We start from the raw sequence: 26795 nt of genomic DNA, 5'->3' as shown, positions 1-26795 counted from the left end.
AATCTCACACACCAGCAAGTATAATTATTCACATAGGAGACGAGTTTATACCTTAGGAAAGCTTGAAAAACTCGTAAGAACGGCGCCAGTGCTTGCTTTGACGCGGTAAAAGACTAATGTTCACAAAAACTTCAGGAGAGATCACATGCCCTACTCCCCACAAAGCGATTTGTGAAATGGGAAAATCTCCAATTTCCCTCAGCCCGACTCCGCTTGGCTTATGAATTAGCTCCCAGTTGAAGTCAGCCTCTCCTTTGGCATCAGAGGAAAGCATGCAATAGAAAGGACGGTCCGGCTGGCGCTTCCAGCTAAGCCGTTCTCCTTCCGTCAGCAGCAATTCCGATGTATAAGAGGATTCGGGCTTTTCAATGGAAATAACACCTGGCAGTCGTAGTTCATAGTCCACACCGACCGCATTGCCGTCGATCCCGATGAAATTATGAATATATTCTTCTGTTTCGATAGTCTTTGTTCCTTTGTTTTCAAGCGCATAGTCAATGGTCAATGTATTCTGATGGATGGCTATTCTCTTAGTTAAGAGCATGCTGTATCCATTACATTCCATTGGCTGAACCGTATATGTGATAGAGTCTGAACTTGCCTCTACTTCGGCAACAAACAAAGTCCGCTCGTAATCCCCCATAAAGCTGTAAGAGTCCAGATTTCTCCTCTGCAGCAAGCCGACACCTGGCTTCGGGAACCAGCCCCCAACCGGAACCTCGTCATATCCAATTGCCCGGGAAATGCCAAATTCGTTGCATAATCCCCTGCCTCCGCTGCCTTGTCCGGGAATCAGACTTTCCGGCACACAAAACGTATGTTTCCCTTGTTCCAGGGTTACTTGAGTGATAAATCCTGTCCAATCGAAACGGGAGCCTGTATAGGCTCCCATCTCAGCAATTTCGACCGACAGGATGCCATTCGATAATATATTGCCCATAAAGATTGCATCCTTTCAGCAGTGCAAGGGTAGAGATGAACCGTCGATTACGCCAGTTCCACTTCAAGTAAATGACGTTTGTCAGCTGACAGAGCGTTTAGTACTGCACGTGGGATGATAACTCCTTCTAAACTGTGCTGTAGCACCACAGGAGTGCCATTCAATGTAACTCCCTGAATTTGATACTCCCCATAGGCAGAACGATTAGTCGACGTATAGACGACCTCCAGCTCACGGCCTGCGAAGATAGTCTTAATTCCTGCCTGTCCGTTATTGTCGAATTGCTCTTGCACCAGTTTAGGCTGGAGCAGCAAGTCGCCCAGCTTTCCTTTGACACCGAACACTTCAGTGACCATGGTCAGCAGCAGCCAGCTAGCCGAGCCGGTCAAATACGTATACATGCCGCGTCCCTGCTCATTGATATACTCCGGAATCCCCGGATACATGCGGCTGGTTGCAAAATCAGCACTAAGCTGATACAAGGAATCCAGCACTTTCCGCCCTTCCTTAACATATCCGCGTTTATAGAGCGCGTTGCCGTACATAACCGTCATATGGCTGAACATCGCACCATTCTCTTTATGGCCGAAGGCAAAACCAAACGCACGGCCGAGGTTCTGCTGAATCCCGCCAAAACGGGAATTTAAGCGGTAACCGATTTTATCGTCTAGCAGATTTTTCTCCACAGCGTTAATAATATTCGGAATCTGTTCAGGTGCAGCAGCATGGCCAAGGAGCGGGAATACCTGACCTGTCAACGTCATGCGGACGCCACCAGGGAATTCGCCCTCTACGCGTTCACCGTCATTATTGTAATAACCGTTGAACCAGCCGCCACCGTCTTCCGCTTGTACCCATTCATTGCTACGCAGATGTTCGAAGAGCCAATTAGCCTTGCGCTCCAGGTCTGCTGCTACCTTGTCAATATCCAGTGCTACCCGGACACCACTAACTTTATTTGGCGCTGCCGCATAGTAGCGCTCAAGCTGCTCGTGCTTGCCCGATACAGAAGTATAATCCACACCTTCGCCAAGAGAATCAAACAGCACCGTCATCTCTTCCGCCAGTTCAACGGTCGACAGACCCTTGCGCTCCTTCAGGTCGCGCAGCAGGCGGGCAATATCAAGCAGGTTGCTGGCATAGAAGGATGTGAAGGTCACACTTTCCCCGCGGTCTGCTGCCATATCCAGCCCGTCATTCCAATCCGCGCCTTCAAGCAGAATGTTGTTGTGCTCGCCAACGTTGAAGAATGGAACCAGGTTTTGCAGAAGGATATGCTCCAGAATGGTACCGGTATACACTTCGCCGGAGGCCGTTCTTAGCGAGCTGCCTGCCTCGGCATCCCATGAAGTATCGCGTTTCTGGGCACGGTTCATGAAGACATCGCGGAAGTAGATTTGCTCCTGCAACAAGAAATCAAGATCACCACTCTGATCCAGATACAGCATGGTAGTCAGGAACGGCCAAGCCCCGTGGTCCATCCAGACCCGCGGAATATTGTTGCGGTCAGCGATAAATTCGCCTGGCTGCGAGCCAATAATGGTCGCATTACTGCCGTCAATCCGCACACCGGCATAGTTGTTCAGAAGAAGGCTGCGTACTTCTTCCGGCTCCATGATAAGCAGCGCAAGGCAGTCTTGCCAAAGGTCACGCCAGCCGCGTCCCCCTCTGCCATAATCGTGATATGGAAGGAAGGAGTTCCCGTAAAGTCTTCTCAGTACCGGTTGAAGGGTTACCCACTTCATCCACTGGTCAACATCATGTTCACCAGTCTGGAATTCTACGGTATTTACCTTGTCATTCCAGAACGATTTATTCTCTTCCAGCTTGGCATCGAAGGCTGCGGCTGTGCCGAATTTCTGCATAAGCACAGGAACATCGATCCGCTCGCCTTCAATCGCCAGCACAATAATGTAAGAATGGCTTTCACCTGGATTCAGTACCGTCTCGGCAAACCGGAGCCCGCCCAGCGCCTCATAACCTTCCAGTTCGGCTTCAGAGTAGATGGCTGGCTTACTGTTCAGCACTACGGCCTCCGGCCAGTCCAGGCTTCCGCCTTCGCCGATGAACTCTTCCTGCACAGGGAAGAATCCGACCGGACCACTGCCGTTCTCTTCCGCTCCGAACACCCCGTACGAGGTGTGATTCACACGGTGACCGCGTTCATCGAAAGAGAGTGCCGGTTGAACTTCAATACCGAACGGAGAAGTGTAGACCCGGTTCAGCAGGGATGTCACATGACGGTGATCGCGCAAGTCATCTGCGGACCGGGCATACAAAGGAATAGCCGCTGTTGATGTCAGTGTGATTTTCTCTGCTCCTGTATTCGTCAGAACAACCTTCGTCAATTCTACCTTGTCTTCGCCGCATGGCACAAAGCTGGTAATCTCAGCAGAAACGCCGAGTTCTTTGTTACTGCGGGTCACCCGGTGCCAGAGCAGACCAGCCTCCAGTTCAGACTCGTCAGCGTTGTCCTGATAGAAATCAGCGTTTTGTTTGGCAGAGTTTCCCGCTGCCGACCAAGCCCCTTTGCCTTCTACATACACCCAGAAGTTACGGGAGGCCCGCGAATTATGCAAATCCTCTACCGACAATGGAGGTGTCAGAAACGTATTATGCCCTGAAGTAGCCTGGCCGTGAAGCTTTGGCGTGATCGAAGACATCATGCCACCCTCATTTACCAACGGAAAATATAAAAAACTGCTGCGATCCGGCTGCGGGAGTCTGAACTCCCCATTCTTTCCTGTAAATTTCCAGCCTTTGATTTCATTGCGCTCCACTAATATCCATCCTCTCATTTGTATTGCTGCTTACGCTTTAACCGCACCTGCCAACGCACCATCGACAATGTATTTCTGAATGAAGGTGTACAGAATAATCAGCGGAGTAGATACGATCATAATGCCACAGGCCAGCATCGGCCAGTTGTTGCCGTATTGTCCGCGGAATTCCTTCAATCCGAAGGTAATCGGATAATTGCCTGGGCTTGGCAAATACATAACCGGGCCCACAAAGTCATTCCAGATGCCGATGGCTGTCAAAATGACGCCGGTGGCAATCACTGGTTTCATCAATGGCATAATAATCTGGAACAGATAACGGTTATAGCCGCAGCCGTCCATCCCTGCTGCTTCATCAAGTTCACGGCTTATAGATTTGATATAGCCGGTGAACATCATGAAGACGATGCCGGTTCCGCTTGTTTTTAACAGGATATAACCCAGCTTTGTATCGTAACCTACAAATCCGAGTTCCTGCTTCATGGCGAGCATCAGCTTGAACTGAGCCACCATTGGGTTAGGCAGAAACTGCGAAAGCAGGAAGAACATATAAATAAAGCCACTCCACTTCACATATCCCCGTGCCACCGGAAAAGCGCCGAAGAGTGACACAATAAGTGTCAGCACCGTAGCAACCCCCGTATACAGCAGGCTGTTGAGGAAATAGTTAGAGAAATTCCCTTGCACCCAGGCATCTTTGTAATTGCTCCATTGAATATTGGATACAATCCCCATTGGGTCCAGCAGGTAATCTGTGAAGGACTTGAACGAGACGTTAAATACGAAAAGTAGCGGTATGATGTACAGTATGAGAAGTATCGCTACAACGGCGTAAGAAAGAATTTTGGTGGACTTAGAGTCTTTCATCTAGTACTCCACCTCTCTCTTGCGCATTTGCTTTACAGCGATCACTACAAAGACAAGAATGATCAGGAACTGTACGACAGAAAGCGCCGAAGGTAATCCCATCTCCAGACTGCCCCGGAAGGTTTCTTTGTAGACATCATAAGCCATAGTTCTAGTATTGAAGCGTCCGTCTGTTGTAGCCAGAATAATATCAAAGGTGGACATGGCACCAATGATCGACAGGAGCATATTGACCGTAAAGGAAGGAGCGATCAGCGGAAACGTAATGTTTTTAAATGACTGCCATTTACTTGTACCGTCGATATATCCTGCCTCGTACAAATCCTTCGGTACGGATTGCAATCCGGCCAGAAAGATCAGCATGGAATAGCCCATGTACATCCAAATTTGTACAAATATAATATAGCCGAAAGCATGGGTAAAGCTTCCAAAGAACATATCTTTATAGCCGAATAACGCATTGTACAGATAGTTCACAGGACCGCTGAGCGGATCGAACATCATACTCCATACCAGTGCCACCACCGCGACACCAAGAACTACCGGTAGAAAAAATACCGCACGGTAGAAATAATCGCCCTTTAGCTTCTGATTAATGATCACGGCCACCAATAGCGCCAGGCCGTTCTGCACAATCGTTACAATCACCATGAAATAAAGCGTCCGTATAATAGAGTCCACACGTTCCCCTGAATTACCGGAGAAAAATACATCATAGTAATTTTGCAGACCGACAAACTTCAATTCGCTACCTGGCACATTCTTTATGTCGGTAAATGAATAAATAACCGTCATCATTGAAGGCCCGAAGTAGAAAATAATATATAGCACCAATGGCACCAGCAAAAACAGAAAGGGAACATAGCGCTTTAAACCTTTACCGAAGGGATACATTGCTCTCACCCACCTAATCCTGATTCAAAATAAAGGATCGGGGTCTGCACAGGACAGACCCCGAAACTGCACAGTATGTTTAATTCTTGCTACTTAAACTGCTTATTTAGGTGCAGCCGCTTCCCATTCTTTCTGTTGCACATCCGCCAGCTCTTTGGCTGTCTTGAATTCGCCGCCTGGAGCCAGGTACTCTGTGTGTACGCCTTCAGCAGCAAGGTGCTCGCCGACATTCACACGGTTGATCATCAGAATTTCGTATGCCAGTTCAAAATCTCCGCCAAGATAGGGTGAAAGCTCTTTATCGATGAACTCACTATCCGTTTGAACATTATCTTGTGTTGGCAGGAAGCCAGCCGCTTTCACATACGCTGTGTAGTTATCCGGCTCGGAGAAGAACTCCAGCCATTTCAGCGCGCCCTCTTTGTTCGGGCCTTTCTCTGCGGCATACCAGGTTACATCATATTTACCAACAAGCGAATTGTTCTTCGCAGCATCTTCAGTAGCAGGGATCGGGAAGTACCCAAACTTCAGATCCGGATTAGCCGTTGCAATAGTTGGCGCATCCCAGGTTCCGTCAGCAATCAGCGCTACTTTACCAGTAGCAAAGAAAGAAGGTGCTGTTGCATAGTCGATACCCATAAATCCGTCAATGATGTATTTATCCTGAAGCGTCTTCATTTTATCCAGAACCTCAACAGCCTCGGCATCATTGTAAGCCGCATCGCCCTTCCATACGCCTTCGATCCATTTGTTCTGGTCACCACCGCCAAGGATTTTTGCTTGCAGACCGAAGACTGGCAGTTTCAGTGGCCACACGTCTTTACCAGCCACGACGATTGGTGTAATATTCTTATCTTTCAAGGTATCAAGCACTTTGATGAACTCCGTCCAGGTCGTTGGAACGGAAAGTCCGTTTTGCTCGAAGATTTCTTTATTATAGAAGAATCCCGACATCGCTACTTTACCAGTTGGCACGGCGTATACTTTTCCGTTATAAGTACCCGCTTTGGCAATATCGTTGGCATTGTAGTTTTTCACAAAAGCTTGATCGGACAGATCCGCAATCAGACCAGAATCGATCCACTGCTGCCAATCCGGCACTTTCGCGCCCGGTGTCCAATCCTTAGGAGATAGTCTCATCCCGGAAAGATCCGCGAGAACATCCACATCCCCAGCTGTAATTCTTGCTCTTTGCGCCTGCTTGAACTCGTCATCAGGTCCGGTAGTAGTGTACTCCACCTTGTATTCAGGATATTTCTCCTCGAATTTCTTATTGATTTCTTGAATGGCTTTGTTAATGTTCTCTTGCTTCCAATGCAGGATCTTAACAACCTTCTTCTCACCGGATGCAGGTTTTTCTGTTGCCTCTTTCGAAGACCCGTTCGTAGCTCCCCCACTTGCACCATTGCCGTTGTTTCCGCCCCCGCATGCTGTCAACCCCAACAGCAGAACAGAACTTAGCAAGACCGCAGAAAGCTTCTTTACCATTTTGTTACCCCCCAGAGTAAATTCTTCGAACATTAACGAAACACATTTTCGTAAATCTTCTAAATACTCGAAAAAGAGAAACACAATCCAGAAAGCGGTTTCGTTATTTTCATTATTACATCGTTGTCTATTTTTGTAAAGGACTATTTAGAATTCATGTTTTCGTTCGAAAAACCCTTGGTACAAGTAGAATATCCTCATTTTTGTCCTCCAACTGCTTTCCAGACATTGACTACTTTCTATTCAAAATATAAAATAAATCCGAAACCATTTTCGTAAATATGGATTCGATCTCTAAAAAAAATGAAGAAACCAGTTGATTTTTCGCCTAATACGACGTTATTTAAGATAAGGAGGCCCTATAATGACCTATAACATTAAGGATATCGCTAAAATTGCAGGCGTTTCGGTTTCAACGGTCTCCAAAATCATTAACAATTACACTGACATCTCTGCCAGTACACGCAATAAGGTGCTGCAGATTATCAAGGAGACCGGCTACACTCCCCCCATCTCATCCAAAACTCCATCAAGCAAATCTTCGTATTTGATCGGTGTTATTTTTGCCGGTATGCTGAATATCGATTTGACCCATCCATTCTTCATCGAGGTTCTGAACGCCTTTAAGAAGCAAATGGGTCTGCTCGGCTATGATCTTATCTTTTTCTCTAATGAAAAGTTTCAAAACGGAGGCGTTAACGACTATCTGGCCCGGTGCTGGCATTACAACGTCGATGGATGTGTACTCCTCTCCGGGCAAGAGTTAGAGACGTCCATCAGCAATCTGGATCAGAGCTCGATCCCTTGCATCGGTGTCGACATGAAGCTCTCCGGTTCTAGCTCCGGCTACATCATGTCCGATAATTTCAAGTTATCCGCCAAAGCCGTAGAGCATTTCTATTTGCTAGGCTACCGTGATCTAGGTTATCTGGGCAGCACTCAGGAGTCAGAAATATCAAATATGCGTGAGAGCGGCTACCGAAAAGCTATTGAGGATCTGGGAATGTCAGTTCATGAGAACTGGTTTTTAAACGGGGACAATTTCTATGAATCCAGCGGCTATGAAGCTATGACACGCATGATCGCTACCGGCAGCCTGCCCCGGGCAATCTTTGCGGCCTCCGACCAGATTGCCATCGGCGCCATGCGCGCACTCAAAGAAGCTAACATTTCAGTACCTGATACGGTCGCCATTATCGGTTGCGATGATATCGAGGCCTGCAAGTACACCACACCTTCTCTAAGCACCATCCGGCAGAATAAAAATAAACTCGGCCGGCTCGCTGCATTGATGCTTTATGACCTTATCAACAATCAGTCGAGCACCAGTTCCTTCATTGTTGAGCCTGAGCTGATCATTAGAGAGTCCTGCGGCGCCTCTGAGCCGTCATAAGGCCAATCACGACTGAAGACTACCACTGCACCGCTGTAAAGCCACAGGGGCCACTGAGCGGGCTCCAGCATATTACGTGATAGAAAAGCCCCCGGGAGGTATCCCGGGGGCTTTGAAGGTTAAAGCTTTTATTAGATTAGTAACGGATTAGCAATCGAAGTACAGGGAGTACTCGTGCGGATGAACACGAATTGCCACCGCTTGAGCTTCCGAACGCTTCAGAGAGATGTAGTTGTCGATGAAGTCTTTGGAGAATACGCCACCTTCAGTAAGGAATTCGTAATCTGCTTCCAAAGCATCAAGCGCTTCGCCCAGGCTGCCTGGAACACTGCGGATCTTCTCTTTGTCTGCATCTTCCAGCTCATAGATATTCTTGTCAAGTGGACCATAACCCAATTCTTGCGGGTTGATCTTCTTCTTGATTCCGTCCAGACCTGCCATCAGCATTGCGGAGAAGGCCAGGTAAGGGTTGGCTGTGGAATCCGGTGTACGGAACTCGATGCGACAACCCTTAGGTGTCACAGCAGCTACCGGGATACGAACTGCAGCGGAACGGTTACCTTTGGAGAATACCAGGTTAACCGGAGCTTCATAGCCAGGAACCAGACGTTTGAACGAGTTGGTGCTTGGGTTGGTCAAAGCGATCAGCGCCGGAGCATGGTACAGAATACCTCCGATGTAGTTCAGAGCCATTTCGCTCAGGTTAGCATATCCGCCTTTTTCATAGAACAAAGGAGAATCGCCGTCAAAAATGGATTGGTGTACGTGCATACCGCTTCCGTTATCACCGAACAACGGTTTTGGCATGAAGGTTGCTACTTTGCCGTATTGACGAGCTGTGTTGTGAACAACGTATTTATAAGTCATGAGATTGTCAGCTGTTTTCTTCAAGGTGTCAAAACGGAAGTTGATCTCCGCTTGACCTGCAGTTGCCACTTCGTGGTGATGGCGTTCAATGCGCAGACCGACTTCAGCAAGCAGACGGCACATTTCACTGCGGATATCCTGTTGGGTATCTACTGGTGCTACCGGTACATAACCGCCTTTGACTCCAACCTTGAAACCAAGGTTGCCGCCTTCTTCCTTGCGGTTTGTGTTCCAAGCTGCCTCTTCGGAATCTACGAAGAAGGAAGAGCTGTTCATGCCGCTCTCATAACGCACATCGTCGAAGATAAAGAATTCAGACTCTGGTGCGAAGAATGCCGCAGTACCTACACCGCTCTTTTGCAAGAACTCTTCTGCCTTAACTGCGATACCGCGCGGATCACGCTCATAACGTTCGCCATCAGGAGTAAAAATGTCGCACATGATGTTGAGCGTCGGGTGTGCAGTAAATGGATCAATATATGTTGCTTCCGTGTCTGGCATCATAACCATATCGGACTCTTCAATACCGCGGAAACCGGCAATAGATGAACCGTCAAAAGCTACGCCATTCACAAAAGTTTCTTCTTCTACTTCAGAAGCGGGCAACGAAATATGATGCGCACGTCCACCCAAATCTACAAACCGGAAATCCACCCACTCAATGTTGTTCTCTTTGATTGTTTGCAACACTTTTTCAACCGACATGAAATTTTCCTCCCCAAGTTTCCGAACATTAAGCCGCTCACAGTATGCAAATGTTCTTGTTTTATAATTTTTTTGCTGTCGTCATTATAAATCTCATACCTAACATCGTCAATGCTTATGTCAGGTATTTCTTATTCCAATGTAAGATTTTCTAACGCTTTAGTGAATTTGGTAAAAGAGACCCTACCAGCCGCACATCTTACCCTAGCCAAAATCAAATAGCCCGCTTATCCCAGCAGTGGTGCGGGATAAGCGGGCTGATGAACAGCAGATATATGCAAAGATTACACAGTTACAACAGGTTCTGGCCCTGGAGAGAACTTACGTCCAACCAGCGGAGCAAGCTTCTCAAGGTCTCTAAGCAGGTTGTCGAACTGATCCGGGAATAGCGATTGTACACCATCACCAGTCATGGAATTGTCCGGATCGGTGTGCATTTCGATAATAAGGCCATTGGCGCCTGCAGCAACAGATGCCTTGGACATTGGCTCTACCAGTTCACGACGTCCGGTGCCGTGGCTCGGATCAGAGATGACCGGAAGATGGCTCAAGCTTTGCAGAACCGGAATCGCAGAGAGGTCCAGCGTATTGCGGGTGTATGTCTCGAATGTACGAATTCCGCGTTCGCACAGCATAACATCACGGTTACCGCCGGCCAGAATGTATTCCGCTGCATTCAGCAACTCATCATAGGTCGCGCTGAAGCCGCGTTTGAGCAACACAGGACGCCCGCAGGTGCCCAGCTTACGCAGCAAATCAAAGTTCTGCATATTACGTGTACCTACTTGCAGAATGTCCGCATGCTCCGCACAAATATCTACGTATTCCGGAGTCATGACTTCAGTAATCGTCAACAGTCCATGACGTCTGCCGGCTTCCGCCATCATCGTCAATCCTTCTACGCCCACACCCTGGAAGCTGTATGGTCCTGTACGAGGCTTAAATGCACCGCCACGGAGCACTTGAGCACCAGAGGCCTTTACCAGACGGGCAATCTCATCGATTTGCTCTGGGGATTCAACGGCGCACGGGCCGCCCATGATGACGAGGTTCTCGCCGCCAATTTTGACACCGCGAATATCAATGACAGTATCTTCCGGGTGGAAGTCACGGCTAGCCAGCTTGTAGGATTTAGAGATTTTAACAACATTCTCTACCCCCTTCATCTGCCGCAGATGCTCAGCCAGCTTAGGTGTAACGCCTCCAATGAGACCAATAACGGTGCGGTCAGCACCGCGGGAGAGATGAACTTGCAACCCCTCTTTTTCAATAACTCTGATAATATCCTGAACTTGCTCTTCCGGAGTTTGGTTCGATGTAATGACGATCATAATTAATCTTCCTTTCCACATGTTAACGTAATTTATTAGTCAGTGTTTGTGCACTCTGTTTCGCTACGACGCTTTTAAGCTTTTTAGCTTTTATGCTTTTAATCACTAAAGCAATTTTAGCCGAAAATCTCTATTTCGTCAACCCGTCGTGGCCCATTTTCACAAAACAGCCCGATTTGAAAACACTCCAATTTTCAGAGCTAAGCGCCAGAAACTACATTCAGAAAATTACGAAATGGAAGCGAAAGGAATATTATCATCACATCTGTAAGTTTGAATGAAGACCCTTCTCCCCATAACAAAAGAGCGCACACGCCGGAATCCGCTGTGTTACGCTCTCTTAGTCAACATTATAAGTTCAATTTCAGGAGATTAGTTCGTGCTCGCTGTCTTGTTCTTAACCGGCGGCAGCAGCTTCGCCATATTCACAGTACGCTTGATCTCCCAGGTTGCGGGAACCTCAGGATCATACTGCTCCAAATAATTGATAACTTCCTTCGTGATCGGGGTAGGTGTAGAAGCGCCTGAAGTGACGCCGACCTTCGTGACACCCTGCAGCCATTCCGTCTTCAACTCAGAGAGGTCTGAGATCCGGTGGGCTGGTACGCCAGCAATTTCCTCCGATACCTGTGCCAGACGATTGGAGTTATTGCTGCGTGGATCGCCCACGACAATGACAAGATCGGTTTGTCCCGCTTGCTCTGCCACAGCCTCCTGACGCACCTGAGTGGCCATGCAGATCTCATTATGAACTTCGGCGCCGGGGAACGTCTCCAGCAGCTTCTTCATAATATGCTTGATATCCCATTGACTCATCGTGGTCTGGTTCGTGATACAAATCCGCGAGGAAGAAATCGCGAGGTTCACGATCTCTTCTTCCTTCTCAATCAGGTGCACATGCTCCGGGGCAATACCCACCGCCCCCTCAGGCTCAGGGTGTCCCTTCTTGCCGATATAAATGATTTCATAACCTTCTTCAACCTTTTCCCGAATCAGATCATGCGTCTTCGTCACATCGGGACAGGTAGCATCCACAGTGGTCAGGCCCTTGGCCCGAGCCACCTTACGTACTTCCGGCGACACTCCATGTGCAGTGAAAATTACTGTGCCGCTATCGATCTTGTCCAGAATATCCAGACGATTAGTGCCATCGAGGGTAATAATTCCGTCGTCCTCAAACGAGTTGGTCACATGGCTGTTATGCACAATCATGCCCAGTATATAAATCGGCCGAGGCAGATCGAGATTTTGCGCGGCCTGACGTGCCATAACCATGGCATCGACCACACCGTAGCAATAGCCCCGGGGCGATATTTTGATGACTTCCATGACTTCACCAGCTTTCTGCTGTCGTTGACTGCTGTAATAGTTCTCCTAAATTATACCCTATTCCAGCGGCGGAGCAAAGAGAAGGGGCAACCAGATCACAAATGTGGTGCCTTCTCCCTGCCGGGTGACAACTTCAACCGAGCCGTCATGCTCGTCAATAATCCATTTGGCGATGGAGAGACCAAGGCCAATGCCTTCCGTGATTCCCCGCGATTCATCCGCACGATAGAAGCGGTCGAAGATATGCGGGATCTCATCCTTATCCATTCCAATTCCCGTATCGCTGATCCGAATACCTACCTGATTCTGATAGAACACAGTGTCAAACACTACCTCACCAGATGGTGTGTATTTGAAGGCATTGTCGATGAAAATAAACAGCATTTGCTGCAAATAGTCCTTGTTGCCGACAATGTATTTGCCATTCAAGTGAGACATTGGGCCAGGTTGCCATTCCGCCTGATGCGGCAAGAAGGATGCACGTCGCGCTACTTCCATCATCATCGGCTCCAGAGCCACCGGTTCCTTGTCAAAAGTCCGTCCGGTATCGGCACGGGCCAGAGAAAGCATATCGGCGACAAGGCGGCTCATCCGCTTGGATTCATCCGCAATGTCCTTCACCGATTCGATAGACAGCTGGCGGATCGCAGCATCGTCGAGCGCGGGATTTGCTCCCGGCTCCATCTCCCAGACCTTCTGCAGCAGGTCGATATTCCCCCGGATCGTCGTCAGCGGGGTTCGGAGTTCATGGGAAGCATCCGAGACGAAGCGCCGCTGCGCGGCATAGGAATCTTCCAGCTCCGTATAAAAACCCTCCATCCGCCCCAGCATGCTGTTTACGGTCTGAACCAATCTGCCGATTTCATCCGGCGGACCGTCGTATTCGATGCGCGAGCTGAGATCTGTTCCGGTCTGGATGCCGTTCGCTGCCTCGATTACCTTGCCGATTGGTCTCATAGCCTTGCGGGCCAGGAACAAGCCGAACGTGAAGGCTGCCACCAAGGTCGCAAAGGAACCGGCGACTAGAATGTTCTTCAGCCTCTCCATCATCCGGTCTTCCTGGTTGGTTGGTGTGGCTACTTGCAAAACCGCCAACGGGGCACTACCAGGGAGCGGCGTTAACGGCGTCTGATACATGATGAAATGATAGCCTGCAAGCGTCACCTGCTTGAAGCCCTTTTCTTGCATAATGTTATTCTTATCTGGAACATCGAATTTCAGTCCCAGGCTCATCATATTATCCGACTGCTGAATAGCCCCACTGTCATAAATACTAATTTGCACCAGCATATTAGCTTCCTCCAGGCGCGTTGCCTGAGAAGGAATCACATTGACGTTTAGCAAGGAACCGTCATATCCCCAGCGCGGCAGAAGCTGTAGCTGCTCAACCTGCTTTTCAACACGGTCCTTTAAATCGCCGTAAGTATTTATATACACGAAAGCATATATTGCAGCTGATAGGCCCAACAGCATTACAGCCAAAATTCCCGAATACCAAGCAGTCAGCCGCAGCTTAATAGACATACTAGTTGTCACCTCTTAGAATGTAACCTGCTCCTCTGATGGTCTGGATCAATCGTTTGCCACCGTGTTCCTCTGTCTTCTGGCGCAGCATGGCGATATATACCTCAAGTACATTGGATTCTCCACTGTAGTCATAGCCCCAAATCTTGTCCATAATGAGATCACGCGACAGTACCCGCTTTGGGTTCTGCATGAACAGATGCAACAGCTCGAACTCCTTGGCGGTCAGCTCCAGACGTTTGCCGTCACGTGTGACCTCCCGAGAGTCTACATCAAGAGTAATATCCTCATAAGCCACCGCCTGATCACTGCCGCTACCCTGCTCGCTCTTACGCCTTAGCAGCGCACGGACACGGGCCAACAGTTCCTCTAAGGCAAACGGCTTCACCAGATAATCGTCTGCACCCAGATCAAGACCCTTGACCCGGTGCTCGATCTCATCCTTGGCGGTGAGCATCAGGACAGGCACGTTGCTGCCACCCTCACGCAGCCTCCGGCAAACTTCAAAGCCATCCACCTGTGGCATCATCACATCAAGAATAACCACATCAGGATCATTTGCTATTACCGCACGCAAGCCGTCTGCGCCATTCGCAGCTGTCTTGACATCATATCCTTCAAAAGCCAGGCCACGCCTCAGCATGGAGATAATTTTCTCATCGTCATCAATAATTAGAATATTCGGTCGCATCCATACAGCCCCCATTGTCCAGTTCTATATATAAATATTGTACCAGCGAATCGGTAAAAAGACATCTTTGTACATTAAAGACGGAAGGGCGAACCCTTCCGTCTGATTGTATGGTGCCTTTGCTATTACCGTTGTTATTGCCGTTGTTATTGCCGTTGTTTCTGTGTAGTATCAAAATCGTTCTTGTTGCCAATTGTAACATCAAGGTTCAATGGTTTGCCGTCACGGACAACGTTGAGCGTAATCTTGTCTCCAACCTTGAGCGTTTGAATATAAGTGATCAGGTCCTGATTGGTTGCATACTTCTTGCCGCCTACTCCGGTAATAATGTCGTAAGGACGGAGGTCTGCGTTATAAGCTGGCGATCTGAAAACAATATCTGCAACTACAGATCCTTCTTTAATATCAGTACCCATTTGTTTGGCCACTTCATCTGTAATCGTCATGAGGGTTGCACCAATGAACGGAACGGGCTCTTTCGGAATCGCCTGATTCGCTTCCAGCTTGTCAACGACATTCTTGATTGTATTCACAGCAATCGCGAAACCAATACCTTGTGAATCAGTACTTACAGCTACGTTCATGCCAATGACCTCACCGTTCACATTAAGCAATGGACCGCCAGAGTTACCTGGGTTGATGGACGCATCTGTTTGGAGCAGGTTTTTGTAGTTTCTTGTACCACTGCCATCTTCTTCGTTAATATCAATGCTGCGGCCCTTGGCACTTAGCACACCTGCAGTAACGGTATGATCGAATCCTTGCGGGTTACCGATGGCTACAACTTCCGAACCGACTTTCAGCGAATCGGAATCACCCAGTGCTACTACAGGGAAATTATTGTTGCCTTCAATCTTCAGTACAGCCAGATCCAAATCTTTGCTGGAGCCGAGCAGTTTGGCTTCATAAGGTTTGGTGTTGCCATCCACAGTAACCTGAATGACATCAGCACCGTTGATAACGTGCTGGTTGGTCAGGATATATCCAGCCTTGTCGTAGATGAAACCTGTACCAATCCCGTATGGAACCAGTTGAGAGGATGAACCCTTGTCAGATGGGGATTGCTGTTCCGGTTCTGACTGGGAAGAGCCACCACCACCGAACTGGTCTCCGAAAAAGAATTGTGAGAACGGATCATTGCTGTTCGGAATACTTTGTCCTCTGCTGCGCGAGCTTTGGTTCACCAATGTCTCAATCTTGACGACTGCCGGGCCAACATGATCCACTACGCCTGAAACATCGCCTTTTCCAGTAACCAAGGACGCCGTTGTCGTCGTAGGTTTTGCCATAGCACTTTCGCTCGGCGCCGAAGCAGAAGTGTTTGTTCCGCTTCCGTTAATTGAGCTTGCTGTATCCGGTGTGAACCAATTGCCGCGGTCGGCCATGTACATCGACCCTGAAAGCACGATCATTCCGGCGAGAAAAGAAACCAACACTGTTTTAAACGAACTTTTCGGCTTGCGATTGTATTGCCAGCCGTTACCGCCGCCATCACCGTTCCCACCATTGCCGCCCTTGCCTCCACCGTTTCCGTCATAACCTGTGGGGCGGACCGCCGGGCTGTAAGAAAGAGGTCTTACAGGCTGCGGAGGTGTAATCTCCACCCGCTCCGGTTCCCGCCGGTTGTAGTGTTCTACATTACTGTCGTTGTCCAGTTCTTCTTTATTCAAGGATTTAAAAGGTCCGTAAGAGTAGTAATATGATGAGCTTGTTTCGGAGGACTGGTTGCCATTGCTACCGTTGTTCCATTCCCGATCAGATTCAGGTTCGTTGTCACGGTTAAATCTGTTTTTGTTCTCGTCCATGTTTCTTTCCTCCCGCGCCCTGCCTATCGTGTGGCAAGGTTTAATTTGTTTTCATGGTCTTATTTTGTACTTTAAACCTTAAGGTCACATTAAAAACAATTTAAGCGCAGATAAAAGATAGGTGCGGGCGAATAGAAAAGGAAACATAGGGGGATCGCTGACGGGGCTCATTGCATATGGGCTGGGATCGCTGATGGGACTCATTGCATGTGGGCTGGGATCGCTCGGCGGGGCTCATTGCATGTGGGCTGGGATCGCTGGCGGGTTTCGTAGCACGTGGGCTGGGATCGCTGACGGGGCTCATAACATGTGGGCTGGGATCGCTCGGCGGGGCTCAGGCTCCACCGCTGTTGAAATCATGTTCCTTGAATAGAACCCTGCGGGTGGAACATGATTTCAAAGGCGGCCGTAAACTTTGCGCCCTGATCCCCGCCCGCTCACCCTCTACAGGGAGTGAACAAATAGTTCGGGCGCGGTTCCCATGCGCCCGTGGCAATTACTGATTAGTTCAGCTATAGACAGTGTTGAACGAGTGATGAACGTGAATAGGTGCGCTCAATTATTTGAGCTTGCTACCATACCCAACAGAAAAAGGCACTATAACTTGGATCACACCCCCAACTTATAGTGCCTCTCTATTTTTGCGTCCAAGTTGGATACAATATAAAACGTGTTAATATATCAAACAAAGCCTAGACGTTACTCTGAAGTGTAATTAACGGCAATTTTGTACCTTAAATAGTCTGAAGATGGGAGATAGACGGAATTAAGTGCAATATTGTACGTTAATTCTTCCATCATAACCCTTTCAGAGTACCTTTTTCGAAATTAAGATACAAAAATGCCTCTATTTAGCGTATTTGTCTATATTAAAGGAAAATAAGGTACAAAAATGCTCTTAGTTGGGAAGGTAGCGCCATTTCACTATTAAGAAGCCTGGTACAGAGGATAGGAGATCTTTGAGCTAAGCCCTAACTTTACAGAATAACGCCTGATATTCTGTTTGAGTATAAACTACAACTTCAACATAAGCTCTCCACTTCTACTTTAATTTTGACCTACCATATGTTCAGCACTTAAACTTTAACTTTAGCCTCAACACAACCACAACTACCCCTGCGCCCAGCCCTTCCGGTGAGCGTAAATGGCAAGCTGCGTGCGGTCATCCAGCTCGCACTTCATCAGCAGGTTGCTGACATGTGTCTTGACGGTCTTAATGCTGATATGGAGCTCCTCGCCAATATCCTTATTGCTCTTGCCCTCGGCAATGAGCAGCAGCACTTCCTTCTCCCGCTCGGTGAGGCCGGAGGAATCCCCCTGCACGGTACGCTGGCGAATACCACGTGTCAGCGCCTGTGACACATCACCGGTCATCACTGGCATGCCCCGATAAGCGCCCTGTAGTGCATAGATTAGCTCTTCGGCGGATACGGTCTTAAGGACATAGCTGACCGCGCCGGCTTCAATAGCATCTACAACCAGATCATCCTCCAGAAAACTGGTCAGGATGACGATTTTGAGCCCAGGAAACTCCGACAAGACAGCTCTGGTCGTCTCCGCCCCGTTCATAATCGGCATCATCAGGTCCATTAGCACAAGATCAGGAAGATCCTGTCCACCGCCGGCACGCAGCATCTCCAGCGCTTGCTGTCCATTAGAAGCTTCGCCAATGACCTCGAAGGTTGGCTCCAGCATAAGATAAGTTTTGAGGCCCATCCGAACCATATCATGATCATCCACCAGCAGTACTTTTATGGCGCTCATATCCCGTCCTCCTCTTCCCGATATTCAGTGCCGGAGACCTTCGGCAGTTGCCGTCCCTCATCACCCTGGATGAACTTGGGAATATGTACGCGAATGGTCGTTCCTGCACCTTTGCGGCTAATAATCTCCACCTGGCCGCCCAGCTTCTCCGCACGCTCGCGCATCGTGGTAAGTCCGTACGAACCCTGCTTTTGCTGGACATGCTCAAAGCCCTGACCGTCGTCACTGATACTTAGCACAACCTGCCGGGGCCCTTCACGTAGTGACAGACTGACAAGACGCGCATCCGCATGCTTGACGATGTTCGCCATCGCCTCCTGAATAATCAGGAACAGCTGATGCTCTATCGCTTCGGATAACTCTCCCTGCAGTTCAAGCTCCTTTATACCTTTGAGGCCATTTTGACGACAATAATCAGGAAACCATTTTTCCAGCGCTTCGAACAGGTTTCGTCCCTCCAGCTCCACCGGGCGTAACTGCGCGATCAGCGCACGCATCTGCTTCTGCGCCATTTGAGACATCGTAATCAACTGATCCATCACAGTCTGCCCATGCGCCTGGTTGCGTTCCAGCACTTTAGGCAGCGAAGAAGCGGACATATGGATCGCGAACAGCTGCTGGCTCACCGTATCATGCAAATCACGGGCCATCCGCCGTCGTTCCTCCAATACCGCACTCTCCGCTGCCTTTTCCTTCTCGATGACTTCCTGCTCTCCAAGACGCTGCAGAAGCTTCATCTTGTTCTCCACCGCATCCATCATCACATTAAATTCATGATACACTCTGGCAAAAGACTGATCGTCACTCTCCGGCATCCGTACAGACAGGTTCCCTTTTGCTACCTGCAACATATTCAGATCGAGATGATCAATCCGGCGCTGGATACGTTGGACGGCCATATAGCCTACAATGACCGTGAACAGTATTATTCCGAGTGTAAGATACAACCACATCCGATAGTCCACGACCTCAATATAACCAAGGCAGGTTCCCGCATACACCAGTCCGGCTGACACTCCGCCGCTGAGCAGAAAATAGAGCAACAACACCCATTTCGTATTATGAAGTATCGTTCCCATCTTCCTAGCCCACCGACTTCACTTTAACATCTCCGATAAAAGCACTGACGGTTATCCGGACTTTTTTGCCGCGTTCCTTATAATATGGCGTCTTGAACTGAACATTGCTCATGAACCCGCTACGAGATTCATCCAGCACTTGCATATCCCCGATGAAGGAGCTGCTGTTAACCGAAACGCCCAAATCCATATCATCGGGAATAAATACCTTAATGTCACCGACAAAGGCCGAGATGTTGATCTTGGTCTCTCCGTAGGCAATCTGCGCGTTGGTCAGATCAATGACGGTGTCGCCAATGAATTGCGAAATGTTCGTGTGCTTAAGTTGAAAATGGTCGCGGCCCATATGAATATCGCCGATAAAAGCTGAACGGTTTGTCGAATCCTTGCTGCCGTGATGGTGATGGTCATACTCCTCGTCCCATTCTCCATGTCTGCGAGCATGGCGTTCTTGGCGCTCCTGGTCTCTGTGGGCATGGCGTTCCTGGCGCTCCTGAAATCTGCGTGCATGACGTTCCTGACGGTCATAGTGTTTGTTCAAATGACGCTCATGCTTATCTTTCAAGCGGTCGAAGGCAGAATTGAAGCGAGGCCCATCCTCCTCGTCATCATTTTGCGGGTACTGATCCCAGTTTTTTCGTTCAGAAGAGGCCTTTGGGTCTTCAAAGGATGACGATCCAAAGGGCTTGCCGAATTTCTGCTCAAACTGTTCATCTAGTGTCGACTCCAGCGGCTGTGGAGGCTCTACATCGACCGTTTTCTTGCCTGGTGGGAAGAAATCCGGTGGCGATGGCGGCGGTGGTGGCACAGGAGGATCATTCCTGCGCGGTTTGAAAATAACATACAGCCCGCCGCCGATCAGCATCACCGGAATGAACATTTTGAAAAAATCACCGGCCGACAGGTAAAACCAACCCAGATTTCGTCCCAGGAAATAGACGCCTATCGCCAGAAAAAATAGTCCGCCAATTGCGGATGAACCTCTGGAGCTGTAATCGCCGGTGGACAGCAGACGCTGCAAGCCCAAAAAAATCAGAATGGCCGGCCAGAAGTTGGAGATTAGATACCCTATGCTAAAACTGGTATATCCCATCTGCCTCAGCAAAAACATGCCGCCGATAACGATGAGCACTAGCCCGCTCAGGATCTGGCTCGAAATTCTTCGTTTCATACTTGACTTCCCCCTTTTAAATGAATTTACATTCTTCGCTAACCTTATGACCTCAGTCTACAGGAAGACAAGGTCTTGGTACAGCGGCGGGAGAAGGAAAAGCATCTCAGCCTCAAGACCGAGGAATATGGGATTATATTACATCTAATTACAGGTTGTAGTTGATCTTAGTGAATCTTAAAACGGAGCACAAGCAGCCGCAACTGTTCTGCCATCTGGCCTAAACCTACGGAAGAAGAGGTTATCTCCTCTGTAGACGCAAGCTGTTCCTCAGTAGCTGCTGAGACAGAATCCGTAATACCGGCAGATTCCTTAGAGATGCTCCGAATCTGTTCCATATGCTCTGTCACCCCCGCTACTTCATGGGTCATAGCTTCTACCGCCTTGGCAAGCTCTCCCAGGGTTGAAGCCGACTGGTTCACAGTTCCTGTAATCTCGGCAAAAGAATAGCCGGACAGACTGACCGCTTCGATTCCGCCGGACACTTTCTCCTTCGCATGCTGCATTTCCGTTGCCACTTCCTCAACATGCTGCTTGACTGCTTGTATCAATTCACTGATTCGGGAGGCGGATTCCTCCGAGTTAAAAGCCAGCTTCCGCACCTCATTGGCAACCACTGCGAACCCCCGGCCCAGCTCTCCGGCACGGGCTGCCTCAATGGAGGCGTTAAGTGCCAGCAGATTGGTCTGCCGGGAGATGCCGGTAATTACATCCACGATACTCCCAATCTCCGACGAGCGTTCCTCCAGTTTGAAGACAACCTCGTCAAGCCGCTCCACAGTCTCCTGCACACGGTGGATTTGTTGGACCGCCTGTTCTGCCGCTGCGTTACCATCTGTGGCCGCCGCAGAGGTCTGGATCATCCCGGCTGATACCTCCTGCATGCGGCTCGACAATATCCCAATTTCCGCTGCCATGTACTCCATACTCTGCGCTCCCTTTTGCACACGCTCGACCTGACGCTCGCTGCCCGTACACAGCGACTGTACCGCCACACTAACCTGTTCTATAGCCTGATTGGTCTGCTCTGCGCCAGCGGCCAGCTCCTCAGCGGACGACGATACCAAATCCGTCGTTTCCTGAACACCCATGATCATTGCTCTCAGATTATCAACCATGTTCTGAAAGCTACGGGCCACGTCTCCAAACTCATCCTTTCTTCGGGTATCCACATTTTCCGTCAGATCACCTTTGCTGATCCGTTCAGCAGCTGACTTGAGCTTGTTCAGAGGCCGAATGATGGTGCTGACAATAAACTGGCTAACAGTGATCATAATAATCAAAATGATGGCAATCGTAATATTCACTGTTTTCTTAATAGCCTCGGCACCCGCGTTCATCTCACTGACGTAGAGTGTTCCCCCTATTTTCCAGCCAGTCAGCTCATTGGTCGTAAAGAACATTTCCTTCTCCCGGTCATCCAGCAAATACTCAAAGTTCCCACTCTTGTCGGCAAACATCTGCTCCGTGTAGCTGGCTCCACCTGGTTCAGCCGTTTTAAGGTTAGGATGCACCACTATCTTTTTGTTGCTGTCCAGCACGATGACATATCCTTCCTTGCCTATTGTAATGCTGGACTCCGTTCGGATCGCGTCGAGGTTAAGGGATACACCTAACACTCCTGCGCCATTTGCAACCGCTTTCGACATAATGATCTCTGGGCTGCCTTTGGCATCCAGCACAACGGGAGTAAGGCTGATTTGACCAGGGTCTGCCAAGGCAGACTTGTACCAATCCTGTTCACGAGGATCATTGTTCAAACGTTCTGTCCCGCTGCCCTGAATGGTTGCACCCTCTGCGGTGCCTATGTATGCATTATTGATGTCTGGGTTCAGTCCCAGATATTGTTCCAGCATGGGGACCAGATTCTGAGCAGCCGGACCTTGCAGCGTAGAACCTTCCAGTGTCCTAGTGATGAAATCAACATCACTTTTTTTCGACTCGATGCTGTGACTGATAATTGAATTAACCGTCTCCACACTTTGTTGCGCACTATTCAGCATTTGCTGGCGCATATGGTTCCTGGAGCTTTGCGCAGCCATCGTACCAATGATCAGCGAGGGCACAATTACTACTCCAATGAAAGAGACCACTAATTTTACTCTCACAGTTAATCTAAAATGCCTCTTCTTCATACGGACAAAACCCTTTCTTCGCTTATTTTATATGTACTATACAAGAAGAACTTAAGATCCGAACGCAAGGCCTGGTCGTCACTATGGTGGAATGTTTGGGCTTGAAGAAAATATTTCTTTTTTATCAATATTAACACTTAAATTGGTTAAAATATACTTTTAAGGTTGAAAATTATCTTCCCTACAGATTTCATAATAAAAAGACTGCCCCCGGCAGCTTTATCGCTGATGAGGGCAGTCTGATTCTTCAGCAGAGGTCTGCTGTAAGATAATTATTGCTGCGGTTTTTGAACCGGCTTAGCAACAGATGTGTTGCTCTTGCTGTTTGCGCCGTCATTTTCAACCGCAAACTCAGCATTGTATTTTTCATTCGGTGTTTTATAGTTTTCTTGAACTTTTGGTTTCTTGGAGTTAGCCACGGAATTCACCTCCCTTTTTCTCCTCATGACATGGTTACACCAGGCCAGTGAGGTTGGTCCGGACGAGGCAATGAATCATTGCCCCAGTCCGTATTATGGGAAATGGCCGCATAGATTATGCATGGCCAAGTGAATTATATTTCAAACCGTGAAGCAGATGCCGCAGTTCTCAATGCTAGATGACTTCTTCCAGCAGATTTGGCGGAACGGAATTGTAAGTTTGGATCGCATGGCTGAGGTTCTTCAGCATAGCTTCTGTACATTTTCCATTACCCCGCTTGATCACATGCACCACCACTGTTTTTTTACCCCATTCCTTGTAGACCTGCTTGGTAGTGGCAAAATAAAGATCGATTTTCCGTCCCTTAATCGCAGAACCTGTATCTGCTACCACAGCATAGCCATAGTCAGGAACATAGAGGATGCTGCCTAGCGGGAGCACTTTAGGGTCCGCTGCTATCGTTGAAATCGTATTTTTGTCGCGGCGAACTTTAACACCAGAATATGTAATTCCATATTCCGGGTGCTTGGCGGTTTTCCCGGTCGATTCGTACCCTGCGGTATAACCCGTTGCTGTGACCTTCATTGACGTAATAATCTGCTCTCTTGCTGGTGCTGCTACAGGTACGGATGCGGGCGCCTTCGCTGGAGCCTCGCTACCCTTCTTCTGCGTTACGGGCGGCGTTGAAGCCTTAGGAACTTGTACAGCATCCCGCTGCGTAGGTGGTGCCGTTACCGGTGGTGTGTAGACTTCGTTCGAATATATTGTCGCACGGGCGGTCTGGATTCCAGGACTCAGACCGTCTGCTTGCACTGCCTTTTGCCGTGACTCCGGGTATATTCCGGCTACGCCCAGCAGAAGCGCTGCAGTGACGATTAAACACCAAAACCTCTGAAACATGCCCATTTTGTTCATAAGATAAACCTCCCCCTATTAGCGAAGGTTTCCCTATTCTCAAAATTTTATACGTAGGGAACAGTAAAACTGTCGCCCACGGGCATATATTCAGAGGTTTTTTATATAAGACGAACTTAAGATCCTAACGTAAGGCTGGGTCGTCACTACGGTGGAATGTTTGGACTTCCGGTCGCTGTTGTCTTCAGATTTCTTTGATTAAACTGCCTCTAGCAGTTGAAATCTGCTGACAAATGCGAGCGCTACGCTCCTACAGTTCCAAACTTTCCCCTTCGTTCCTTCTTGCTTTTTGTTACTTTCTTTTGTTCTTCTTATACTTGGTAGTTAGATTAGCTTGTTGATCTTAGGAAATAACACGATCAGCGATTTCCTGGGACAGCAGTTCAATGACTTCCTGAACCGGCTTGGCTCCAAGGTCACCTTCACCACGCTTGCGGACTGAGACGGAACCAGCATTCATCTCGTTCTCACCCACAATGAACATGTAAGGCAGCTTCTCCAGCTGTGCTTCACGAATCTTGTAGCCCAGCTTCTCGTTGCGCAGGTCCGCAACGGCTGTAATTCCGCGGCGGCGAAGCTTATCGGTTACTTCGTTGGCATAGTCATCGAATGCAGTGGAGACCGGAATAACCTTAACCTGCTCAGGCGACAACCAGAGTGGCATGGAACCCGCAAAATTCTCCAGCAGGAATGCGACAAAACGCTCCATCGTACCCAGAATACCACGGTGCAATACTACCGGACGGTGCTTCTGGCCATCATCGCCAATATACTCCAATTCAAAGCGTTCTGGCAGCAGGAAGTCAATTTGGACTGTGGACAATGTTTCTTCTTTGCCAAGCACAGTCTTGATTTGTACGTCGAGTTTCGGACCATAGAACGCCGCTTCGCCTTCAGCTTCGTAGAATGGCAGACCCGCTTCCTCTACAACTTCACGCAACATACGTTGAGCGGTGTCCCACATTTCATCATTGGCAAAATATTTCTCAGTATCCTTCGGATCACGGTAAGACAAGCGGAAACGGTAATCGTTGATGCCGAAATCCTTGTATACCTGCTGAATCAGCTCAATTACACGAATAAATTCGCCTTTGATTTGATCCAGACGACAGAAAATATGGGAGTCATTCAGGGTCATTGAACGCACACGGTGAAGACCAGTCAGAGCGCCAGACATCTCGTAGCGGTGCTGGATACCCAGCTCTGCGATACGGATCGGAAGGTCACGGTAGCTGTGCATAGAGCTCTTATAGATCATCATATGGTGCGGACAGTTCATCGGACGAAGAACGAACTCTTCGTTGTCGATAGTCATCTTAGGGAACATGTCTTCTTGATAGTGCTCCCAGTGACCGGAGGTCTTGTACAAATCTACATTTCCCAGTACTGGAGTGTATACATGCTGGTAGCCCAAGCTGGCTTCAAGATCGACAATATAACGCTCAAGAATGCTGCGCAGCTTGGCACCCTTAGGCAACCAAATTGGCAGACCTTGACCAACGAGCTGATTGAATGTGAAAATCTCCAGCTCTTTCCCTAGCTTACGGTGATCGCGTTTCTTCGCTTCCTCGAGCAGACGCAAGTGCTCATCCAACTGAGCTTTCTTGATCCATGCTGTGCCATACACGCGTTGCAGCATCTTGTTCTTGCTGTCTCCGCGCCAGTATGCACCAGCAACGCTCATCAGCTTGAAGACTTTGATCTTAGAAGTGGACGGTACGTGCGGACCACGGCACAGGTCAAAGAACTCGCCCTGCTCATAGATCGTAATAATGCTATCCTCAGGCAGCGCCTCAATCAGTTCCAGCTTGTAAGGATCACCCAGGTCTCCGAAAATATCGAGTGCTTCCTTACGGCTAACCTCTTTGCGCACGATCGGCAGATTCTCGTTAACAATACGCTCCATTTCCTTCTCAATCTTGAGCAGATCCTCAGGATTAAGCGGATGTTCCAAATCCATATCATAATAGAAGCCATCTTCAATGACTGGACCTACGCCCAGCTTGACTTCTTTAGCTCCGAACAGGCGCTTAGCTGCTTGAGCCATCAAATGCGCAGTACTGTGACGCATCACTTCGAGACCTTCCGGCGAATCCAGGGTCACGATCTCTATCAGCGCCCCTTCCTGAAGTGGGGTCGACAAGTCGACGACGATTCCGTTCAATTTGCCTGCAGCGGCGTTCTTGCGGAGTCCGCTGCTGATGGAAGCCGCTACATCATCAATTGTGCTGCCTTCCGCGTATTCCCGGACTGAGCCGTCCGGTAGCTTAATGCTTACTGCCATTATATTTCCTCCTCAAGAATCATTAGACCCGTAGGTCGCTTACTTGTACGGAACGAAATGTTCCATGCAACAAAAAACACCCGTCCCGCAAAGGGACGAGTGATTGCACCCGTGGTTCCACCCAAATTCGATTCCTCACCCTATCGCCAATAAAGCGACTTCTTGGGGACAGAATCCTTAGTCAGCATGGGAATAACGGCCATGAACCGGCGATTCTTACTGTCCCAAGACTTGTCCAGAGGACGGTTCGCGGGAGTTCATAACCGCAGCTACAAAGGGGTAAATCAAAAGCCGGATACCGGAGGAACTTGCAGCCATTGTTTCCTCTCTCTGGACGGTCCAAAGCTATTGGTCCATATCTTTGTCAAAGCTGTTCGCGTGAATTTACCAGTAAATTATAAATCGGACCTCCC

The 26795-nt window shown here is 48.8% G+C and carries 19 protein-coding genes; 1 reads left to right on the top strand and 18 read right to left on the bottom strand.

What is annotated here, in order from left to right; translation table 11 throughout:
- Nucleotides 1–52 precede the first annotated feature (52 nt).
- The 5 genes from HPT30_RS25800 to HPT30_RS25780 all read right to left on the bottom strand — a co-directional run bounded on the left by HPT30_RS25800 (nucleotide 53) and on the right by HPT30_RS25780 (nucleotide 6969).
- Nucleotides 53–940 (bottom strand): hypothetical protein, encoded by an 888-nt coding sequence (locus HPT30_RS25800; RefSeq protein WP_175374161.1) that lies wholly within the window; start codon nucleotides 938–940, stop codon nucleotides 53–55.
- A 47-nt stretch (nucleotides 941–987) separates the two neighbouring features.
- Nucleotides 988–3720, bottom strand: coding sequence for a GH36-type glycosyl hydrolase domain-containing protein (locus HPT30_RS25795; RefSeq protein WP_312876377.1), 2733 nt, complete (start codon nucleotides 3718–3720; stop codon nucleotides 988–990).
- 30 nt (nucleotides 3721–3750) lie between these two features.
- Nucleotides 3751–4587, bottom strand: coding sequence for a carbohydrate ABC transporter permease (locus tag HPT30_RS25790; protein ID WP_175374159.1), 837 nt, complete (start codon nucleotides 4585–4587; stop codon nucleotides 3751–3753).
- Nucleotides 4588–5481 (bottom strand): carbohydrate ABC transporter permease, encoded by an 894-nt coding sequence (locus tag HPT30_RS25785; RefSeq protein WP_175374158.1) that lies wholly within the window; start codon nucleotides 5479–5481, stop codon nucleotides 4588–4590. It lies immediately after the preceding gene.
- Nucleotides 5482–5583: 102 nt separating this feature from the next.
- Nucleotides 5584–6969: an ABC transporter substrate-binding protein gene (locus HPT30_RS25780; RefSeq protein ID WP_175374157.1), complete on the bottom strand. Its 1386-nt coding sequence runs from the start codon at nucleotides 6967–6969 to the stop codon at nucleotides 5584–5586.
- A 364-nt stretch (nucleotides 6970–7333) separates the two neighbouring features.
- On the opposite strand from HPT30_RS25780, the gene HPT30_RS25775 reads away from it, so the two are divergent.
- Entirely contained in the window at nucleotides 7334–8362 is a 1029-nt protein-coding gene (locus HPT30_RS25775; RefSeq protein WP_175374156.1) for a LacI family DNA-binding transcriptional regulator, read from the top strand.
- A gap of 147 nt (nucleotides 8363–8509) precedes the next feature.
- Here the strand turns inward: HPT30_RS25775 and glnA are convergent, their stop codons facing one another.
- The 13 genes from glnA to thrS form a co-directional block, all read right to left on the bottom strand.
- On the bottom strand, nucleotides 8510–9934 hold the full coding sequence (gene glnA / locus HPT30_RS25770; protein WP_066373963.1) for a type I glutamate--ammonia ligase: 1425 nt from the start codon (nucleotides 9932–9934) through the stop codon (nucleotides 8510–8512).
- Nucleotides 9935–10218: 284 nt separating this feature from the next.
- Nucleotides 10219–11265 carry a 3-deoxy-7-phosphoheptulonate synthase gene (gene aroF / locus HPT30_RS25765; protein WP_066373961.1) on the bottom strand — a complete coding sequence of 349 codons (1047 nt, stop codon included), beginning with the start codon at nucleotides 11263–11265 and terminating at the stop codon, nucleotides 10219–10221.
- Between the two features lie 372 nt (nucleotides 11266–11637).
- Complete coding sequence (locus HPT30_RS25760) at nucleotides 11638–12594, bottom strand: 4-hydroxy-3-methylbut-2-enyl diphosphate reductase (RefSeq protein ID WP_175374155.1); 957 nt, start codon at nucleotides 12592–12594, stop codon at nucleotides 11638–11640.
- A gap of 57 nt (nucleotides 12595–12651) precedes the next feature.
- Nucleotides 12652–14118, bottom strand: a complete 1467-nt coding sequence (locus HPT30_RS25755; RefSeq protein WP_175374154.1) for a sensor histidine kinase — start codon at nucleotides 14116–14118, stop codon at nucleotides 12652–12654.
- Between the two features lies 1 nt (nucleotide 14119).
- Nucleotides 14120–14809 (bottom strand): response regulator transcription factor, encoded by a 690-nt coding sequence (locus tag HPT30_RS25750; RefSeq protein ID WP_175374153.1) that lies wholly within the window; start codon nucleotides 14807–14809, stop codon nucleotides 14120–14122.
- A gap of 146 nt (nucleotides 14810–14955) precedes the next feature.
- Nucleotides 14956–16614 carry a S1C family serine protease gene (locus tag HPT30_RS25745; protein WP_175374152.1) on the bottom strand — a complete coding sequence of 553 codons (1659 nt, stop codon included), beginning with the start codon at nucleotides 16612–16614 and terminating at the stop codon, nucleotides 14956–14958.
- 1110 nt (nucleotides 16615–17724) lie between these two features.
- A complete protein-coding gene (locus HPT30_RS25740) occupies nucleotides 17725–18378 on the bottom strand; it encodes a response regulator (RefSeq protein WP_175374151.1) in 654 nt (217 codons plus the stop codon).
- On the bottom strand, nucleotides 18375–19457 hold the full coding sequence (locus HPT30_RS25735) for a sensor histidine kinase (RefSeq protein ID WP_175374150.1): 1083 nt from the start codon (nucleotides 19455–19457) through the stop codon (nucleotides 18375–18377). The genes HPT30_RS25740 and HPT30_RS25735 overlap by 4 nt, the downstream gene beginning before the upstream one ends.
- A 4-nt stretch (nucleotides 19458–19461) precedes the next feature.
- Nucleotides 19462–20628: a cell wall-active antibiotics response protein LiaF gene (liaF, locus tag HPT30_RS25730; protein ID WP_175374149.1), complete on the bottom strand. Its 1167-nt coding sequence runs from the start codon at nucleotides 20626–20628 to the stop codon at nucleotides 19462–19464.
- A gap of 167 nt (nucleotides 20629–20795) precedes the next feature.
- Complete coding sequence (locus HPT30_RS25725; RefSeq protein WP_175374148.1) at nucleotides 20796–22694, bottom strand: methyl-accepting chemotaxis protein; 1899 nt, start codon at nucleotides 22692–22694, stop codon at nucleotides 20796–20798.
- Between the two features lie 341 nt (nucleotides 22695–23035).
- Complete coding sequence (locus HPT30_RS25720) at nucleotides 23036–23182, bottom strand: hypothetical protein (protein ID WP_175374065.1); 147 nt, start codon at nucleotides 23180–23182, stop codon at nucleotides 23036–23038.
- Between the two features lie 175 nt (nucleotides 23183–23357).
- Nucleotides 23358–24098 carry a 3D domain-containing protein gene (locus HPT30_RS25715; RefSeq protein ID WP_246317449.1) on the bottom strand — a complete coding sequence of 247 codons (741 nt, stop codon included), beginning with the start codon at nucleotides 24096–24098 and terminating at the stop codon, nucleotides 23358–23360.
- Between the two features lie 343 nt (nucleotides 24099–24441).
- Nucleotides 24442–26382: a threonine--tRNA ligase gene (gene thrS / locus HPT30_RS25710; protein ID WP_175374147.1), complete on the bottom strand. Its 1941-nt coding sequence runs from the start codon at nucleotides 26380–26382 to the stop codon at nucleotides 24442–24444.
- Between the last annotated feature and the right edge of the window lie 413 nt (nucleotides 26383–26795).

Origin of the sequence: Paenibacillus agri (assembly GCF_013359945.1) — a bacterium.
GTDB lineage: Bacteria > Bacillota > Bacilli > Paenibacillales > Paenibacillaceae > Paenibacillus_AQ > Paenibacillus_AQ agri.
This window is presented reverse-complemented; position numbering and strand designations above follow the sequence as displayed.

Excerpts from the sequence above, each read along its gene's own strand:
- HPT30_RS25800 (WP_175374161.1), bottom strand. The coding sequence starts at position 940 with ATGGGCAATATATTATCGAATGGCATCCTGTCGGTCGAAATTGCTGAG.
- HPT30_RS25790 (WP_175374159.1), bottom strand. The coding sequence starts at position 4,587 with ATGAAAGACTCTAAGTCCACCAAAATTCTTTCTTACGCCGTTGTAGCG.
- HPT30_RS25785 (WP_175374158.1), bottom strand. The coding sequence starts at position 5,481 with ATGTATCCCTTCGGTAAAGGTTTAAAGCGCTATGTTCCCTTTCTGTTT.
- HPT30_RS25780 (WP_175374157.1), bottom strand. The coding sequence starts at position 6,969 with ATGGTAAAGAAGCTTTCTGCGGTCTTGCTAAGTTCTGTTCTGCTGTTG.
- HPT30_RS25775 (WP_175374156.1), top strand. The coding sequence starts at position 7,334 with ATGACCTATAACATTAAGGATATCGCTAAAATTGCAGGCGTTTCGGTT.
- glnA (WP_066373963.1), bottom strand. The coding sequence starts at position 9,934 with ATGTCGGTTGAAAAAGTGTTGCAAACAATCAAAGAGAACAACATTGAG.
- aroF (WP_066373961.1), bottom strand. The coding sequence starts at position 11,265 with ATGATCGTCATTACATCGAACCAAACTCCGGAAGAGCAAGTTCAGGAT.
- HPT30_RS25760 (WP_175374155.1), bottom strand. The coding sequence starts at position 12,594 with ATGGAAGTCATCAAAATATCGCCCCGGGGCTATTGCTACGGTGTGGTC.
- HPT30_RS25755 (WP_175374154.1), bottom strand. The coding sequence starts at position 14,118 with ATGTCTATTAAGCTGCGGCTGACTGCTTGGTATTCGGGAATTTTGGCT.
- HPT30_RS25750 (WP_175374153.1), bottom strand. The coding sequence starts at position 14,809 with ATGCGACCGAATATTCTAATTATTGATGACGATGAGAAAATTATCTCC.
- HPT30_RS25745 (WP_175374152.1), bottom strand. The coding sequence starts at position 16,614 with ATGGACGAGAACAAAAACAGATTTAACCGTGACAACGAACCTGAATCT.
- HPT30_RS25740 (WP_175374151.1), bottom strand. The coding sequence starts at position 18,378 with ATGAGCGCCATAAAAGTACTGCTGGTGGATGATCATGATATGGTTCGG.
- HPT30_RS25735 (WP_175374150.1), bottom strand. The coding sequence starts at position 19,457 with ATGGGAACGATACTTCATAATACGAAATGGGTGTTGTTGCTCTATTTT.
- liaF (WP_175374149.1), bottom strand. The coding sequence starts at position 20,628 with ATGAAACGAAGAATTTCGAGCCAGATCCTGAGCGGGCTAGTGCTCATC.
- HPT30_RS25715 (WP_246317449.1), bottom strand. The coding sequence starts at position 24,098 with ATGAACAAAATGGGCATGTTTCAGAGGTTTTGGTGTTTAATCGTCACT.
- thrS (WP_175374147.1), bottom strand. The coding sequence starts at position 26,382 with ATGGCAGTAAGCATTAAGCTACCGGACGGCTCAGTCCGGGAATACGCG.